Source organism: Mucilaginibacter calamicampi, assembly GCF_042676765.1.
Classification (GTDB): domain Bacteria; phylum Bacteroidota; class Bacteroidia; order Sphingobacteriales; family Sphingobacteriaceae; genus Mucilaginibacter; species Mucilaginibacter calamicampi.
In genome coordinates this window covers 563,186-579,894 of sequence record NZ_JBHTHU010000001.1, presented here as the reverse complement: position 1 = coordinate 579,894, position 16,709 = coordinate 563,186, and the positions used below count along the sequence as shown (strand labels likewise).

At 41.2% G+C, this 16,709-nt stretch carries 18 protein-coding genes; 14 read left to right on the top strand and 4 right to left on the bottom strand.

The features are described 5' to 3' along the window. The first annotated feature begins 60 nt into the window (after nucleotides 1-60). The 6 genes from ACFQZS_RS02550 (at nucleotide 61) to ACFQZS_RS02525 (ending at nucleotide 6,660) form a co-directional block, all read left to right on the top strand. Nucleotides 61-768: a 3'-5' exonuclease gene (locus ACFQZS_RS02550; protein ID WP_377096994.1), complete on the top strand. Its 708-nt coding sequence runs from the start codon at nucleotides 61-63 to the stop codon at nucleotides 766-768. After that, nucleotides 768-2,459 carry an ABC transporter ATP-binding protein gene (locus ACFQZS_RS02545; RefSeq protein ID WP_377096992.1) on the top strand — a complete coding sequence of 564 codons (1,692 nt, stop codon included), beginning with the start codon at nucleotides 768-770 and terminating at the stop codon, nucleotides 2,457-2,459. Before ACFQZS_RS02550 ends, ACFQZS_RS02545 begins: the two co-directional genes overlap by 1 nt. Before the next feature lie 84 nt (nucleotides 2,460-2,543). After that, a complete protein-coding gene (gene rnr, locus ACFQZS_RS02540; protein WP_377096990.1) occupies nucleotides 2,544-4,682 on the top strand; it encodes a ribonuclease R in 2,139 nt (712 codons plus the stop codon). A gap of 20 nt (nucleotides 4,683-4,702) precedes the next feature. Continuing rightward, nucleotides 4,703-5,677, top strand: coding sequence for a polyprenyl synthetase family protein (locus ACFQZS_RS02535; RefSeq protein ID WP_377096988.1), 975 nt, complete (start codon nucleotides 4,703-4,705; stop codon nucleotides 5,675-5,677). Between the two features lie 12 nt (nucleotides 5,678-5,689). Further along, nucleotides 5,690-6,091, top strand: coding sequence for an energy transducer TonB (locus tag ACFQZS_RS02530; protein ID WP_377096986.1), 402 nt, complete (start codon nucleotides 5,690-5,692; stop codon nucleotides 6,089-6,091). A 131-nt stretch (nucleotides 6,092-6,222) separates the two neighbouring features. Then, nucleotides 6,223-6,660 (top strand): energy transducer TonB, encoded by a 438-nt coding sequence (locus ACFQZS_RS02525; RefSeq protein ID WP_377096984.1) that lies wholly within the window; start codon nucleotides 6,223-6,225, stop codon nucleotides 6,658-6,660. A 58-nt stretch (nucleotides 6,661-6,718) separates the two neighbouring features. On the opposite strand, the gene rpmA is transcribed toward ACFQZS_RS02525, so the two are convergent. The 4 genes from rpmA to ACFQZS_RS02505 form a co-directional block, all read right to left on the bottom strand. Further along, complete coding sequence (rpmA, locus tag ACFQZS_RS02520) at nucleotides 6,719-7,150, bottom strand: 50S ribosomal protein L27 (RefSeq protein ID WP_377096982.1); 432 nt, start codon at nucleotides 7,148-7,150, stop codon at nucleotides 6,719-6,721. 101 nt (nucleotides 7,151-7,251) lie between these two features. After that, nucleotides 7,252-7,560 (bottom strand): 50S ribosomal protein L21, encoded by a 309-nt coding sequence (rplU, locus tag ACFQZS_RS02515; RefSeq protein WP_294794047.1) that lies wholly within the window; start codon nucleotides 7,558-7,560, stop codon nucleotides 7,252-7,254. Between the two features lie 71 nt (nucleotides 7,561-7,631). Continuing rightward, nucleotides 7,632-8,051 (bottom strand): hypothetical protein, encoded by a 420-nt coding sequence (locus ACFQZS_RS02510; protein ID WP_377096980.1) that lies wholly within the window; start codon nucleotides 8,049-8,051, stop codon nucleotides 7,632-7,634. 275 nt (nucleotides 8,052-8,326) lie between these two features. Further along, a complete protein-coding gene (locus ACFQZS_RS02505; protein WP_377096978.1) occupies nucleotides 8,327-9,718 on the bottom strand; it encodes a dicarboxylate/amino acid:cation symporter in 1,392 nt (463 codons plus the stop codon). Nucleotides 9,719-9,784: 66 nt separating this feature from the next. On the opposite strand from ACFQZS_RS02505, the gene ACFQZS_RS02500 reads away from it, so the two are divergent. From ACFQZS_RS02500 to ACFQZS_RS02465, 8 genes are all read left to right on the top strand, one after another. After that, nucleotides 9,785-10,312: a hypothetical protein gene (locus tag ACFQZS_RS02500; protein WP_377096976.1), complete on the top strand. Its 528-nt coding sequence runs from the start codon at nucleotides 9,785-9,787 to the stop codon at nucleotides 10,310-10,312. 47 nt (nucleotides 10,313-10,359) lie between these two features. After that, a complete protein-coding gene (locus tag ACFQZS_RS02495; RefSeq protein WP_377096974.1) occupies nucleotides 10,360-10,857 on the top strand; it encodes an RNA polymerase sigma factor in 498 nt (165 codons plus the stop codon). Further along, entirely contained in the window at nucleotides 10,844-11,434 is a 591-nt protein-coding gene (locus ACFQZS_RS02490; RefSeq protein WP_377096973.1) for a hypothetical protein, read from the top strand. Before ACFQZS_RS02495 ends, ACFQZS_RS02490 begins: the two co-directional genes overlap by 14 nt. A 312-nt stretch (nucleotides 11,435-11,746) precedes the next feature. Then, nucleotides 11,747-12,616 carry a DUF4259 domain-containing protein gene (locus ACFQZS_RS02485; RefSeq protein WP_377096971.1) on the top strand — a complete coding sequence of 290 codons (870 nt, stop codon included), beginning with the start codon at nucleotides 11,747-11,749 and terminating at the stop codon, nucleotides 12,614-12,616. A gap of 115 nt (nucleotides 12,617-12,731) precedes the next feature. After that, a complete protein-coding gene (locus tag ACFQZS_RS02480; RefSeq protein WP_377096969.1) occupies nucleotides 12,732-13,202 on the top strand; it encodes a hypothetical protein in 471 nt (156 codons plus the stop codon). Nucleotides 13,203-13,865: 663 nt separating this feature from the next. Further along, complete coding sequence (locus ACFQZS_RS02475; protein WP_377096967.1) at nucleotides 13,866-14,834, top strand: glycosyltransferase family 2 protein; 969 nt, start codon at nucleotides 13,866-13,868, stop codon at nucleotides 14,832-14,834. Between the two features lie 111 nt (nucleotides 14,835-14,945). Further along, a complete protein-coding gene (locus ACFQZS_RS02470; RefSeq protein WP_377096966.1) occupies nucleotides 14,946-15,929 on the top strand; it encodes a glycosyltransferase in 984 nt (327 codons plus the stop codon). A 6-nt stretch (nucleotides 15,930-15,935) separates the two neighbouring features. Next, the gene (locus ACFQZS_RS02465) at nucleotides 15,936-16,706 is read left to right on the top strand and encodes a hypothetical protein (protein WP_377096964.1); all 771 of its coding nucleotides are present in this window, start codon (nucleotides 15,936-15,938) and stop codon (nucleotides 16,704-16,706) included. Nucleotides 16,707-16,709 lie beyond the last annotated feature (3 nt).

The window sequence follows — 16,709 nt, the reverse complement described above, 5'->3', positions numbered from 1 at the left end:
ACCCGCTTGGATAAGCATCGGCACAATTACTATATTGCCTTAAATTAATTGCATTTTAAAATGCTTGAGCAATACGATCTGAATAACTTAATGGTGCTTGATATTGAGACCGTTCCGCAATACAGTACGCACGCCGAGGTACCCGAAAATTTAAAACTTCTTTGGGACAAAAAAACACTTTACAACCGGAAAGAGGAAACGGCCGAAGACTTTTATCGTAGCGCAGGAATTTGGGCGGAATTTGGAAAGATAATCTGCATCTCGGTAGGCATTTTTACCGGCGGTGCCAATATGGGTATGCGCATTAAATCTTTTGCCGGGCATGATGAACGCGAGATATTGAGCAGCTTTATAAAAATGCTTAAGGCGCAGCCGAACACCCTGGTTTTATGTGCCCATAATGGCAAAGAGTTTGATTTCCCCTACCTGTGCCGCCGTATGCTGATAAATGGCCTGGCACTGCCTTCGCAATTAGAAATAGCAGGTAAAAAACCATGGGAAATTAATCATTTAGATACTATGGAGTTATGGAAGTTTGGCGATTATAAAAGCTTTACATCGCTTAACCTGCTCACCACTATTTTTAATATTCCCACCCCAAAAGATGACATTGACGGCAGCATGGTTGGCGATGTTTACTGGAAGGATAATCAACTGGAGCGTATAAGCACCTATTGCCAAAAAGATGTTATTGCAACCGCGCAACTGTTACGGCGGTACCGTGGTGAAGAACTCATTGCCGATGAAAATATAACTATTGTAAGCTAATGATAAAAGTTACCGGCCTAACTGTTGAATTTAATACCGGCAACGGCATTTTTAAAGTTGTTACAGGTATTAATTTTAACTTAAACAAAGGCGAAACGTTGGGCATAGTGGGCGAGTCGGGCTCAGGGAAATCAGTTACTTCCCTTGCTTTAATGAGGTTGTTGGGTACCTCCGGCGCAGCCATATCCGGAGAGGCAGAATTAGAAGGTGTCAATTTATTTACCTTAAGCGAAGAGCAAATGCGCTCCGTTCGCGGCAACCGCATGGCCATGATCTTTCAGGAACCCATGACATCGCTAAACCCGGTATTAACCTGCGGATATCAGGTAATTGAAGCTATTCAGTTACATATTGGGTTAAACAAAGCACAGGCAAAGGCTAAAGCAATTGAGTTGTTTAAAGAAGTGCAACTTCCGCGCCCCGAAGCTATTTTTGATAGTTACCCCCACCAATTATCAGGCGGGCAAAAACAACGGGTAATGATAGCGATGGCCTTGGCTGCCGATCCGGAGATATTAATTGCCGATGAACCCACCACCGCGTTAGATGTAACCGTACAAAAAACCATATTAGATCTGCTACAAAAGCTGAAGGAACAACGCGGAATGAGTTTGATATTCATTTCGCATGACCTGGGGGTGGTAAGCCAAATAGCCGACCGTTTGCTGGTGATGTATAAAGGAGAGATTGTTGAACAGGGTGATGTTGCATCTTTATTTAACAATCCACAGCATGCTTACACAAAAGGGTTATTGGCATGTCGTCCATCTATAGCCATGCGCTTAAAAAAACTACCTGTAATTGCTGATTTTCTGGCAGATGAATCGGCAACCATTGAAACGATACGCGCGGCGAATAGCTATAAACCGGGAGAAATATTGGCCAGGCAAAAAAAACTTTATTCCGCTGAGCCTATTTTGAAAGTAAACAACCTAAGCACCTGGTTTGGTCAAAGTAGCGGTTTATTCAGTAGTGATAAAACGGTTGTTAAAGCAGTTAATGATGTAAGCTTTGATGTGTACCCCGGAGAAACATTGGGATTGGTTGGCGAATCGGGCTGTGGTAAAACAACGCTTGGACGAAGTATATTACGGCTGATAGAGCCAACATCCGGAAGCATTACATTTGAGGGTACAGATGTACGTGGTTTAAAAGGTGAAGAATTGAGAGAGATAAGGCGCAATATGCAGATCATTTTTCAGGATCCTTATTCTTCATTACATCCACAATTAACCATTGGCGAATCTATAATGGAACCGCTTAAGGTGCACAAGCTTTACAATAGTAACACCCAACGCAGGCAAAAGGTAATGGACCTTTTAGAGCGCGTAAATTTATCGCCAGATCATTTTAACCGCTATCCGCATGAGTTTTCGGGCGGGCAGCGGCAGCGCATAGTAATTGCAAGGGCGCTGGCCCTGCAGCCTAAATTTATCATCTGCGATGAGTCGGTTTCTGCATTAGACGTTTCTGTACAGGCGCAGGTATTGAATCTTATACGTGAGTTGCAGCAGGATCTAGGCCTGTCCTATATTTTTATCTCGCATGATCTGGCTGTGATCAGGCATATATCCGACAGGATGATGGTGATGAACAAAGGGGAGATAGTTGAAGTTGGCTATCCTGATGATGTTTATTCAGCGCCCAAAAATGAGTACACGCAGAAATTGATTGACGCGATACCGGTATAATTGCTAAACTTCTTTGTAGCTATAATTGATTATCTTTGATAAAAATGTTGCGTTATGCGCTCATTTTTAATATTTATCTACCCTATGTCTAAAAAAAAGAATACCAATTCATCTATAAATAAAGTGCTCACCCAGCTGGTGCTGGATGTTTTTGAGCAAAATGGAAATACGCCATTAAACTACAAACAGGTATCAGCTAAACTAAATATCCGCGATCCTGAATCGCGCGACGTTATAGGCGACATACTGAAAGACGAAACGTTTAAACAGGTGTTAAAAGAGATCTCGCCGGGTAAATTCCAACTGCTTGAGTTAAAAACATTTGTTGAAGGCAAGGTGGATCTTACTAATGACGGATCAGCCTTTATAGTAACTGATGATGAAGGTGAGAGCGACATTTTTGTTGCTCCCCGCAAACTACGCAATGCCCTTAACGGCGACCGCGTTAAAGTATATGTATACGCTAAAAGCAAGGGCCGCCGCCAGGAAGGTGAGGTAATTGAAATATTGCAACGGGCTAAAACCGAGTTCACCGGCGTTGTAAAAATGTCTGAGCGGTACGCTTTTCTAATACCCGACGACCGCAAAATGATGCACGACATCTTTATACCGATGGGCGAGCTCAATTCTGCCAAAAACGGTATTAAGGCGGTAGCAGAAATTACCGACTGGCCCGCTGGAGCACGCAACCCTGTTGGGCGTATAAAACACGTATTAGGCGAGCAGGGTGAGAATGACACCGAAATGAACGCTATTTTGGCCGAGTACGGTTTCCCGCTCTCCTTTCCTGCCGAAGTTGAAAAAGATGCCGAGGAAATTTCAGCCGATATAACTCCCGCTGAAGTTGCAAAGCGACGCGACTTTAGAGATACCCTCACCTTTACTATTGACCCATTTGACGCTAAAGACTTTGATGATGCCTTATCGTTTAAAAAGCTGGAGAACGGCAATTACGAAGTAGGTGTGCATATTGCTGATGTGTCGCACTACATAATACCCGATTCAGCGCTTGATAAAGAAGCTTTTGAGCGGGGAACGTCAGTTTACCTGGTTGACAGGGTTATTCCTATGCTGCCTGAGCGCTTATCTAACGGACTATGTTCATTGCGCCCCAACGAGGATAAACTGTGTTTCGCTGCTGTATTTGAGCTGGATGAGCAGGCCAATATTGTAAATGAATGGTTTGGTAAAACGGTTATTCACTCCAACCGTCGCTTTACGTACGAGGAGGTGCAAGAAATTATTGAAGCCAAAGAAGGTGACTTTAAGGACGAAATATTAAAGCTGAACGAGTTAGCTTACATCCTGCGCGACCGTAAATTTAAAAACGGTGCCATCAGCTTTGAAACAACCGAGGTTAAATTTAAGCTTGACGAGAAAGGTAAACCTACCGGCGTTTACATTAAAGAGCGTAAGGATGCCCACAAATTAATAGAAGATTACATGCTGTTAGCCAACCGTAAGGTGGCAGAGTTTATTGCCAAAAAAGGCAAGGGTAAGCATAAATATACGTTCGTATACCGCGCGCACGACTCGCCTAAGCCGGATGCGTTGAATAGTTTCGCGCAGTTTGCGGCGCGTTTTGGGTATAAGATCAATACCAAATCTGATAAAGAGATAGCACGCTCCCTTAACTACCTTATGGAAGATGTTGAGGGTAAAAAAGAGCAGAATGTTTTAACCCATTTGGCCATACGCTCAATGGCGAAGGCTATTTATACTACCAAAACCAGCAGTCATTACGGTTTGGCGTTTGATTATTACACACACTTTACGTCGCCCATACGCCGATACCCGGATGTAATGGTGCACCGTTTATTGTTCCATTATCTAAACGGTGGCCAGTCTGTTAGCGAAGATATGTACGAAAAAATGAGTCAGCACAGCTCGCAAATGGAGAAAAGAGCTGCTGATGCCGAACGTGCATCTGTTAAATACAAACAGGCAGAATATCTTCAGGATCAGGTAGGAAACATTTTTGAAGGGGTTATTTCGGGCGTTACCGAGTGGGGTATGTATGTAGAGATAATTGAAAATAAGTGCGAGGGTATGATCCGTTTGCGCGATATTTCTGATGATTTTTATACTTTAGACGAGAAAAACTACGCTATCATCGGTCAGCGGAAAAAGAAAACCTACCGCCTGGGTGATGAAGTGAAGATCCGCGTTAAAAATGTTGACCTTACTAAAAAACAGATAGATTTTTCTTTAGTTCAGGATTGATAAACGCCTGGCATTTACACATGAGAGACATACAAGAATTACAAATACTAATACAAAAAGCTGTTGAGAAAATCAACTTCCCCCCTTATCCTGCTAAATTATACGAACCCATAAGTTACATACTTGACCTAGGCGGCAAACGCATGCGCCCGGCCTTGTTGCTTATGACCTGCGACCTGTTTGATGGCGATATTGAAAAAGCCATGCCGCCTGCACTGGCCATTGAAGTGTTCCATAACTTCACGCTGATGCATGATGACATTATGGATAAGGCACCCCTGCGCCGTGGTAAAACTACGGTACATGAGCGCTGGAACGCCAATACGGCCATCCTATCAGGCGATGTGATGTTGATTGAGGGCTACAAGCTGATTATGCAAGTGGAAGACCATTTGCTGCGTACCATTTTAAATATATTTAATGATACCGCGGTGGGCGTGTGCGAGGGGCAGCAGTTAGACATGGAATTTGAACAGCGCGATGATGTAAATATCAGCGAATATATTGAGATGATACGCCTTAAAACCGCTGTTGTATTGGGCGGAGCTTTGAAAATAGGCGCGCTTGTAGGCGGAGCTGATATGAAGGATGCCAACCTGCTTTTAGAATTTGGCGAGAACCTGGGGCTGGCCTTCCAACTACAGGATGACATACTGGATGTTTATGGCGACCCGGAGAAATTTGGTAAACAAGTTGGAGGAGACATCCTATCCAACAAAAAAACTTATCTGCTGATTAAGGCTCTTGAACTGGCAGACGCTAAAAACAAGACGGAACTAGATAACTGGCTTGCCGCATCGCAATATGATGCTACCGAAAAAGTAAAAGCAGTTACAAGCATATATAATGCCGTTAATGTAAGGCAACACGCCGAAACCGAAATGCATAAATATGCTGATAAAGCCTTTGCTGCTCTTGATGAATTAGCGCTTGCCCCTGAAAAAAAAGAATATTTGAGAAGTTTTGCGGATAGCTTAATGGTTAGGGAAAACTAGTAATTTGGTTCTATGAAAAAAACCTTGTTAACCTTATTCATTACTTTGGTGGCATTTACAGTAAATGCGCAAAGTGACACCACTGCAAATAAAATATATCTCGCCACTGATAAAGCGCCGGAATTTCCGGGCGGCACTGGTGCGTTCGCTACATTCATCGCGAAGAACGTCCATTACCCGGCCGCGTCTGGATTTAAAAGAAATCAAGGTAGGGTGATAGTAACGTTTGTGATTGAAAAAGATGGCAGCATTACCAATGGTAAAATAATCCGTCCGGTAGCGAAAGAACTGGATGCCGAAGCGCTACGTGTTGTAGGTATCTCGCCTAAATGGAGCCCTGGTATAGTCAATGGCGAGCCGGTGCGCGCGCAATTTACCTACCCTATTAATTTTGTATATCCGATGAAATTTTAAGCAGTGGGCTTGCTTCCCTTCTGGCCAAACACATGCCAGCTGATACGGCAAGTTTTATTTTTGATTTGACGTTGGATAATTCTTATTTTTATTTAACCAATCAAATTTTAACCAAGCGTTTATTTGCGGTTATGAAAAAGCTGATATTTACTTGCGTTGCCGTTTTTATTGCCTTATCCGCGTGGTCGCAGCAAGGTACCTCTGCCAACACCAGTGTGAACCTTGCATTGAATGATGCAGATAATATGCCACAGTTTGAGGGTGGCATGGAGAAATTTTATAAACGTTTAAAACGCATCCCATACACTTATTGGGACAGGATGAACCTGCGTAAAGGCAAAGTTTATCTAATTATGGCGATTGAAAGCGACGGCCACCTGAGCGATCTGAAAGTAGTACGGGGCTTATCCGTAATACAAGATAAAGAGATATTACGTGTAGCAAAAAAACTCGACCGTTGGAAACCAGCCACAAAAAATGGCATACCGGTACGTATGGTATGCTCAATACCCATCAACTTTGAGTTGCTGGAGTACGTTGATCCGGATAATAATTTTAATATTCTTTAAACAAAAAGGCCCTTATCAAATTGATAAGGGCCTTTTTATATTTTATCGCGTTAGCTAATTACTCAGCAGCGGCTTCTTCAGCAGGAGCAGCAGTTTCTGCTTCTTCAACTTTCTTTTTTGCAGGTGCTTTTTTAGCTTTTGGAGCCTCTTCGGCTACCGGTGCTTCTACTTCAACTGCTTTTGCTTCAACTTTTGCAGCTGCTTTAGGGGCAGCATCTTCTGCTACCGGAGCAGTTTCAAAAGGGATAACAGAAACATATGAACGGTTGTCTGCTTTCTTTTTGAAAATTACCTGGCCATCTGCCAATGCAAATAAAGTATGATCTTTACCTAAACCTACGTTAAGGCCAGGATTGTGTTTAGTACCACGCTGACGAACGATGATGTTACCGGCAATTGCAGGCTGACCACCAAATATCTTGATACCTAAACGTTTGCTATGCGACTCACGGCCGTTTCGTGAACTACCGGCTCCTTTTTTGTGTGCCATCTTTTTATTTTGTTATACGTTTTACGTTATACGTACTACGTTGTTAATCCTTATTTTAATATCGCTACGTACAACGTAAAACGTAATACGTACAACCTAAATTATAATGTTATACCGGTGATCTCGATCTTGGTAAATTGCTGACGGTGACCGTTTTTCTTTTTGTAACCTTTTCTTCTTTTCTTTTTGAAGATAATTACTTTATCACCTTTTAAATGAGACAAGATCTTAGCTGATACTTTAGCGCCACTCAAATCAGAACCTAATTTGAATTTACCTTCGTTTTCCGCTAACAACACACTGTCAAATTCAATACTAGCGCCCTCGTCACCTTGTAATCTGTGTACAAAGATCTGCTGGTCTTTAGCAACTTTAAATTGCTGTCCGGCTATACTTACTATTGCGTACATGGTTTGTTAATTATTGTTTTAAAATTCGAGGTGCAAATATAGAAATAAGAATTTCAATAAACAACACCCAATTACTTTTTCTGCCTTCCCTCTGCCTGCGCCATTACCAGCTCTATTTCTTTTATCATCTTCACGTTGGCGTCAATCAGTTTAGGGTCGTTATCGTAGTTCTGATCAAAGGTTACCCGTTTGCTTTTGCGTTGATATTTAAACTCTATTATATATCTAAGCGGTTGCCTTCCTGTTTTAATGCTGTCGCCGATCTCGTTAACCGGGAAATCCCAAAAGCCTAAAGAGGCAGCTTTGCGGTGCAGGTAAAGCAGGTCGTCTTTATTCAGTTTTAACTGCGTTTTAACAACCGAATCACGGTCGTTTACATATTGATATTCGCCTGTCTTTGAATTATAGCTATTAAGCATACTTTGTCTGGGACCAAATTGATAAGAAAACGACTCGAATTCTGTAAACTTATACGGCGCATTCTTTATCATAATAGCATAATAATACACGCAGTATATTACAAATGGCAATATAATGCATAGCGCGAGGAGTATTTTTTTTGTCTTAGATAATTGTATCATGGAGTTATAATGAGTGAATGAGTGATTGAGTGAATGAGTGATTAATTTCACAACCCCAGTTCAATCAGGCGGCAAAGATACAAATAGTGGAATAATGAGCGAATTAGTGAATGGGTGATTTAATGATTAATTTTATAGAACTAGAGATGCAGCAGAAACATTCACTCATTCACTAACTCACTCATTCACTCAATATCATTAACACTTCCCTCCAACTCCCCTTCCCACTTACTCACAACCGCCGTTGCCATAGCATTACCCAAAACATTGGTAGCCGAGCGTCCCATATCAAGCAAGGGATCAATACCTATTAGTAAAGCCAAACCAGCTTCCGGAATGTTGAACATGGCAATGGTGCCTGCAATAACCACCAATGATGCCCGCGGCACTCCTGCAATGCCCTTGCTGGTTAACATCAGCACCAAAAGCATTGATAATTGTTGCGCAAACGAAAGGTGTATATTATAAGCCTGCGCCAGGAAAATAGAAGCGAAGGTCATGTACATCATAGAGCCATCCAGGTTAAAGGAATACCCCAACGGCAATACGAAGCTGGATATTCTATTGCTGCAGCCAAAGCGTTCCAGTTCTATAAGCAATTTTGGGTAAGCCGCCTCGCTGGTTGAGGTGCCGAAGGCAATTAGCATGGCATCTTTTATTTTACCCACCAGGTTAAACACGCGCGCTTTTAATACAACAAATCCGGCAAAGATTATCACCAGCCATAATATTAACAGCGAAAAATAAAACTCGCCTATAAACACTGCATAGGTAGATATAATGCCTAAGCCCTGCTTGGCCACTATAGCCGTTATTGCACCAAATACAGCAAACGGCGCAAGGCCCATTACTGATGTGGTGATCTTCATTATAACATGCGCAATGGCATCCATCGCTTTTATTACAATCTCGCCCTTCTCGCCTATTGATGCTGTTGCTACTCCGAAAAACAGCGCGAATACAACTATCTGCAAGATCTCATTGGTTACCATCGCCTCAAAAAAGCTTTTGGGGAAAACGTGGGTAATAAAGTCTTTTAATGATAGCGCTGTTTTTTGAATACCGGTGCTCAGGTGGCTATCGGGCAGCATAATATTCATGTGCGCGCCCGGTGCAAAAAAGTTAACCAATACCATACCCAACAGTAACGATACCAGCGTAGCGCTTATAAACCAAAGCAGGGTTTTACCACCAATGCGCCCCACAGCTTTAATATCCCCTACTTTAGCTACACCGACAACCAACGTAGTGAACACTAATGGCGCCACGATCATTTTTATCAGGCGTAGAAAAATATCGCTTAAAATTGTAAAATACTCTACCTTGCCCTCGCGCAGTTGGTTGTTTTCTGCGCGGATCTTGTTTTGTTCAGCGCGCTCTGCTTTTAACTGACTGTATGCAGCGGTGGTGGTATCGGCAGATGCGGCCAGTGTATTGTTTATGGTTTTTATAGCTGTTTCGGCGGCACTAATTTTGTTATTATAGGTACTTAATACCGAAGTATTGTATACATAGCCAAGCAAAATACCAGCTATCAGCGCTATAAATATATATAAGGTGAGTTTATTTTTTTTCATAATTTAAGTACATCAGTTAATGGGGCGTAGTAGCCAGCGATAAAATTAAATAAATTAATCACATAAATGAGTACCAGCACTTACGGCTTACAGGATATAAAAAAAGAACTGCAGCATTTATCTGCATTGCAATTAACCGATCTGTGTTTACGGCTGGCCCGCCATAAAAAAGAAAATAAGGAGCTTTTGGCTTATTTACTTTTTGAGGCCGATAACCAGGCGGCATTTATAGAAAAGGTAAAAGCCGAGGTGGGTTTTATGTTTAGTCAGCTGCCCGTACAGAGCTATAATACTGCAAAATATCTGCGTAAAATTTTAAGGCTGATAGGTAAATACACAAAATTTATAGCTGCAAAGGAAGCGGAGATAGATCTGCTGATCAACTTTTGCAATAACTACCTGCAATATGCCGACCGCAAAAGCAGCTACAAACCTTTGCGATTGATATTAACCCGGCAGATAGAAAAGATTAAGACCACCATAGGTAAACTGCACGAAGATGTGCAGGCTGACTACCTAAGCGAATATGAACTGCTGTTAGAGAATGCCGAAAAAAAGCATCCCTGGTTTAACAAGAATGTTTACGTGTTGTAACATAGTGCTTATATTCGCGTCTCAATAACAAAAATCATTAACTGAACGTGTCAGACAAGGAAGCTGTTTTTAAGCAGATTTTTCAAACCAACTCAAAAAAGATATACCATTTATGCTATGGTTATACCGGCGATGACGACGCGGCGAATGACCTGCTACAAGAAACTTTTTTAAAAGTGTGGCAAAACCTGGATAAGTTTCGCAATCAGGCAATGATATCTACCTGGATCTACCGCATTGCGGTAAATACCTGCCTAACCTATTTACGATCAGAAAAAAGACAAGCTAAAGACGAATTAACGCCGGAGATTGCTGATAGCAAGCCGGAAGATTATTCGCCTAAGAACGAGCAGGTAGCACTGCTTTATAAATGTATATCAAAGCTGGAGGAGTCTGAAAGGATCATCATTACAATGGTGCTGGATGAACTGCCCTACCCGGAGATTGCAGATATATCGGGCATATCCGAAGGCAATCTGCGGGTTAAGATATTTCGTATAAAACAAAAGTTAACAGAATTATATAATCAGTATGAAAGACTTTGATCATTTAATGTCGGTTTGGCAAGAGCAGCCAAAGCGGGATCAGCTTTCAGTAGATGATGTGCTGAAGCAGGTGAAGAGGGGAATTAGTGGAATGAGCAGCAAGCTGTTTTGGAACATTACAGGTATGGGCATATGCCTGGCGGGTTTGTTAGCAGCTATGCTGTTTTTTGTTTTTAACTCCTGGGTTACTTACGCCGGAATAATTATTATTCTGATTACCATGGCCCTATATATTATGATGATGGTAAGAGATTACCGCATTATCAGCAAACAGGATGTTACCATTAACCCCACCGAGTACCTGCAAAGCCTTAAAGAATATCAAAAAAACCGCAACGAAGTTTACGGCTGGTTATATAACCTTTACGTTGTTTTAATAAGCACCGGCCTGCTGCTTTATTTCTTTGAGGTGCTACAAAGCGCTTCGGCAGCGTTTAAAACCTTTGCTTACGGTGGTTACATAGCATTTATATTGTTTTGCAGCTTTTACATCCGCTCGCATTTTGTAAAATCTGAGCAGGAGAAGTTGAATTTACTGATTGACAGACTGGTTAGGCTGCAGGAGCAGTTTGATTAATTTATAGCGTTGTTGAAAGATAGGTTGTCATTCTGAGCAACGGCGAAGAATCTTACACGCTTTACTAATCCTGCGCTCGGACTGCTATGGTTTACAAGATTCTTCGCCGTCGCTCAGAATGACAATTATTTTTTAAAACTCAACGCTACTTATAAATCCCCCCTTATTGTTACTCCCTATACCTTTGTCCTAAAGTCTCGCTTTCCTACAAGCCAAATCGGCGTATTCAATAACTTGTCCAACTAGTACAAAAAACAATTAAATTAGGAACAACCAATATATACTACAATTATCAATTTTTAGTAAGCAATTATGGGCACATGGGGAACAGGAATAAAGGAGAATGATACTTTCATGGATGTGTATGATGAGTTCTTTGATCAATATAATAAGGGAAATCAGCCTGCCGATATTGCAAAATACATATTGAATGAAAATGCCGACAATCTTGAGGTTGACGAAGACAGAAATAATATTTGGTTTGCGCTTGGGTTAGCCTTATGGGAAACAAAATCCTTGGATAACGAGACATTGTCAAAAATAGAAAACATAATATCTTCTGGCGATGACATACAGACTTGGTTAGCCAACGATGCGACTCACATAGATATTAAAAAACGCACAGCTGTTTTAGAAAAATTTCTTCAAAAAATACAATCAGACAGGCCAAGAGCCAAATCAAGTAAAAAGCACAAGAACAGAACGCCCATATTTCAAACCGGGGATTGCCTGGCTTTTAAAATGGACAATGGCAATTATGGCGGGGCAGTTATATTGGCAACAGACAATAACCCACAAACTGCATGCAATCTTGTGGTAACAACAAGGCTCAATGAAGTTACAAAGCCATCAATCAGAGATTTTGAAGCGTCTGAAGTGCTCATACGTAATTTCGCCAATTGGGATGACAATGTCGACGCTATCTGGCGTTACCCTGATCTATACTTTAAAGATTATGCTGCATTTTATGAGGTAGTAGGTAAAATTGCAGTTAATGTTGAATATGATATACGAAATGATAGTGGCAAAGGCTACTTATTTAAGCCTTCCTTTTCAGCAGCGTGGGATATGAAAGACACCGCTGAAATGCAATTAGCATCCGAAGCTACAAAGCCAAAATCAATTAAGACTATCAAGTTAACCCAATTAATTACCAAACGCAAATGGTGGAAGTTATGGTGATAGCAATCACTTTAAACTAAATATCACTGACGTAAAAAATTATGTTGTGGATAGCGAAAATTCCTACCTCTGAAACAGCACCCTTCAGCTTTTTTATTTAGTTTTGGTGTAAGCCATGCAAAACAAACCTTATAACATAGCGCTTAAAGTAGTTTACATTCTTGGCGTATTACTTTATATCATATCACTAACACAAGAAGGGTTTTGCACCGTAAGCAATTGCGGAGGCAACTGGAACGGATTAGCCTTGGTGGCATTGGGCGCTATAGGCGGCATTTTAAGCGTAGCCGGTATGGTTTGGTACGCCAACCCCCTGCTGTGGGCGGTTTGGTGGTTCTTAAAAAAGGATATTAAAAAAGCCTTTTACTTCAGCATCGCCTCCTCGGTTTTATCCCTGTCTTTTTTGCTTTGCAATGAAATAGCAGATCAAAAACCCGGCAAGGTATCTTACATAACAGAGTACCGGTCGGGTTACTGGATCTGGGTGGCAAGTATAGTTTTCACGATGATTGGCAGTGGAATTTTATTTATGTTAAAAAAGGAGTTTGGATTGAAGGAGGAAGAGGAAAGGTATTATCCGTATTGAAAAGCATTGTTTAGCGTTTAGATGAGATTAACTGTCACAGTAAACATTATAAGTTCTATACTCTTTGGGTTACTATCGATAGCCATATTGGGGGCTGCGGGCCATCAAATTTTTGTCTTTAAAAATCCTGAAAACGTATCCCTTTTAATATTCTCGTCAATTATGTTCTTTGTTGTGTTGACGGACGTATTAACTTTTTTTTCTAATAAAGCAGTCAATAAAGTCTACTTTACTATAATACATCTATTATCGATAATTTTTAAAAGCTGGCTCACTTTAAAATTGCTATCATTTCCAGCTTCAGAAGATTTTAGTCCGATTGTGCTATTTGTTTGGGTAGGAACCACAATTTCTATAGATTTTGTTTTGATTTTACGAATCAGAAAACAGGACAACAAAAAAACAATTTATTTTGAGCAGCAAGGATAAGCATAACAGTCTAATGAAGGCCAGCGGAGTTTGCTTAACGTTTTCAAATCTTAGTATACTCAAAAGTGTACCAAACGGTGTACCACTTTTTACTGATTTTCATTTTAACAATACACTAAATAACAAGCATTTAAATAGATTTTACAGCTTTTAACAAGGCATTAATCTAACATTAGCTTAACCATTCCTCAATTTTTATATTTTTGCATGGGTTTATCCCACCCTGCCCTATAAATGGACATATCAGTAGTAGTACCTTTATACAACGAAGTAGAATCGCTACCAGAGCTAACCTCATGGATAAGCCGGGTGATGGACGAGAACCATTTTACTTACGAAATAGTTCTGGTTGATGACGGCAGTAACGATGGCTCGTGGGATATGATCAATAAGCTGCGGTTAAACAACCCGTTTATTCGGGGTGTAAGGTTCAGACGTAACTACGGCAAATCAGCTGCCCTTAATACCGGCTTTGAGCACGCTCAAGGCGATGTTATCATCACCATGGATGCCGATCTTCAGGATAGCCCCGATGAGATACCCGCCCTTTACCGCCGCATAACCGAAGACAAGTACGACCTGGTATCCGGCTGGAAAGCTAAGCGTTATGACCCGCTGAGTAAAACCATACCTACCAAAGTATACAACTGGGCCACCCGCAAAATGTCGGGCATAGATAATCTGCACGATTTTAACTGCGGCTTAAAGGCTTATCGCAAGGCTGTAGTAAAAAACATAGAGGTATATGGGGAAATGCACCGCTATGTACCGGTTATAGCCAAATGGGCAGGCTTCACCAAAATTGGCGAGCAGGTTGTTGAGCACCGCGCTCGTAAATACGGCACCACCAAATTTGGCATGAGCAGGTTCATCAACGGACTTTTAGATCTGCTATCGATATTCTTTGTAGGCAAGTTTGGCAAACGTCCCATGCATTTTTTTGGTTTGATGGGCACATTAAGCTTCCTTTTAGGTTTTGTTTTGGCTGTTTGGATAGTAGCGGAAAAGAAATATATCATTTGGCAAAATGCAAAGCACCACCTGCATATTCCGTATCGCGACGCTACCGATAACCCTTTGTTTTATTTTGCTTTAGTGGCAATATTACTCGGGTCACAACTGTTCTTAACAGGCTTTGTTGCAGAACTGGTTGCCCGTAGCGCGCCTGACCGTAACAGATACCAGATTGATGATGTGATATGAATGTGCAGATATGCAAATGAGTAGATGTGCAAATTAAAATTTCATTAAACTATAATTGTCAACACAAACAATCTGCATATTTGCGAATCCGCATATCTGCACATTAACAAAATGTTTTTCTCCGTAATCATCCCCCTATACAACCGCCCGCAGGAGATAAAAGAACTGCTGGAAACGCTTGTGCAGCAAACCTACAAACACTTTGAGGTTTTGGTTATAGAGGATGGCTCCAAACTGGATGCTGCAGATATTGTAAAAGGTTTTACGGATCAACTCGACCTGCGCTACTACGTTAAAGAAAACGGCGGTCAGGGTTTTGCCCGTAACTATGCGTTTGAACGCGCCAAAGGCGATTATTTTATAATATTTGATTCGGACTGCCTGATACCACCAGACTATCTTCAAATTGTTAATGATTCGCTTGCTACCCATTGGCTCGACGCTTACGGAGGGCCTGATGCGGCGCATGAAAGCTTCACCCCTACTCAAAAAGCCATTAGCTATGCCATGACATCGCCGTTCACTACAGGAGGGATCAGAGGCAATAAAAAAGCCATTGGGGGGCAGTTCCATCCACGCAGCTTCAACATGGGCTTATCAAGAGCCGCATGGCAAAAAGCAGGAGGCTTTAAAATAACCCGTTTGGGCGAAGACATTGAGTATAGCATCCGTATACACTCCTTCGGTTTTAAGATCGGCCTGATACCCGAGGCCAAGGTTTATCACAAGCGCCGTACTAATTTGGCGCAGTTTTATAAGCAGATCCATTTTTTTGGCCGCGCCCGTATCAATATCTACAAGTTCTTTCCGGACACTTTGAAATTGGTTCATTTTTTCCCGGCAGCTTTTACGGTTTTTCTTATATTTATGATACTGAGCAACATATTTTACCCTCCGTTAGGCATATTTTTCAATATTATACTGGCGCTGATAATTATGTTAATATTTTTTCACGCATGGTGGAAAAACAAATCGCTAAAAATTGCACTTTTGGGGGTGGTGGCTTCCTTTATTCAGCTAACGGCATATGGTTTAGGCTTTATGCAGGATTTTTGGAAACGCATTGTGTTAAAAAAACAAGTACCTACTTTATAATATATCATGTACCATCCTTTTTCGGTTGCAGAAACTATAAAGACATCATGGAATGTGCTGAGGGGCAATTTTGCCATCCTGGCCATATATTCCATTATTTCTTTAGTGGTTATTGGTTTCACCGAATTTGTTAACTCGTTTGTTTTACTTGACGACTCGATAGGTTATCAATTGCTGGTTCTTTTTATACAAATGCTGGTACAATCTTACCTGGCGTTAAGTTTTTATAAGCTAATTCTTACGTTGATGGACAAGCAATACTACGAGTTTGAGTTCAGAGAAATCTGGCCGTCCTTCCCTATGGCTTTTCGTTTCATTATAATTGGTTTGTCTTATTCATTGCTTATCGGAACATTCTGGTTTATTAATTTGCTGCTTCAAAACTGGCCTGTTATCCAAAATATAGCTAAGTTTTTAGAAGCTGTGGCAATTGGCTACTTGTTAATACGATCTATATTTTGCGTTTGCTTTGTTGTTGACGAAGACTCGCATGCTTACGAAGCATTGCTGCAGAGCTTTTTAATAACTAAGGACCATTTTTTCAAGACACTCGGCGTGGTACTTATCATATTAGGTTTTATGGTAGCCACCCTGTTGATTATCTTAACATCCATTAAACTTTTTGATCCCGACGAAGACAGCTTCATTTTACGGCTTGCCTTTTATTTGTGGTTTGTAATAGCGTTTCCAACCGTGCAGGTGCTGGTAATGGTAACTTACCGCAAATTGGTTTATGCGCACCAGGATATAGATGATGGCATTGCCGAGACAGATTAAGTT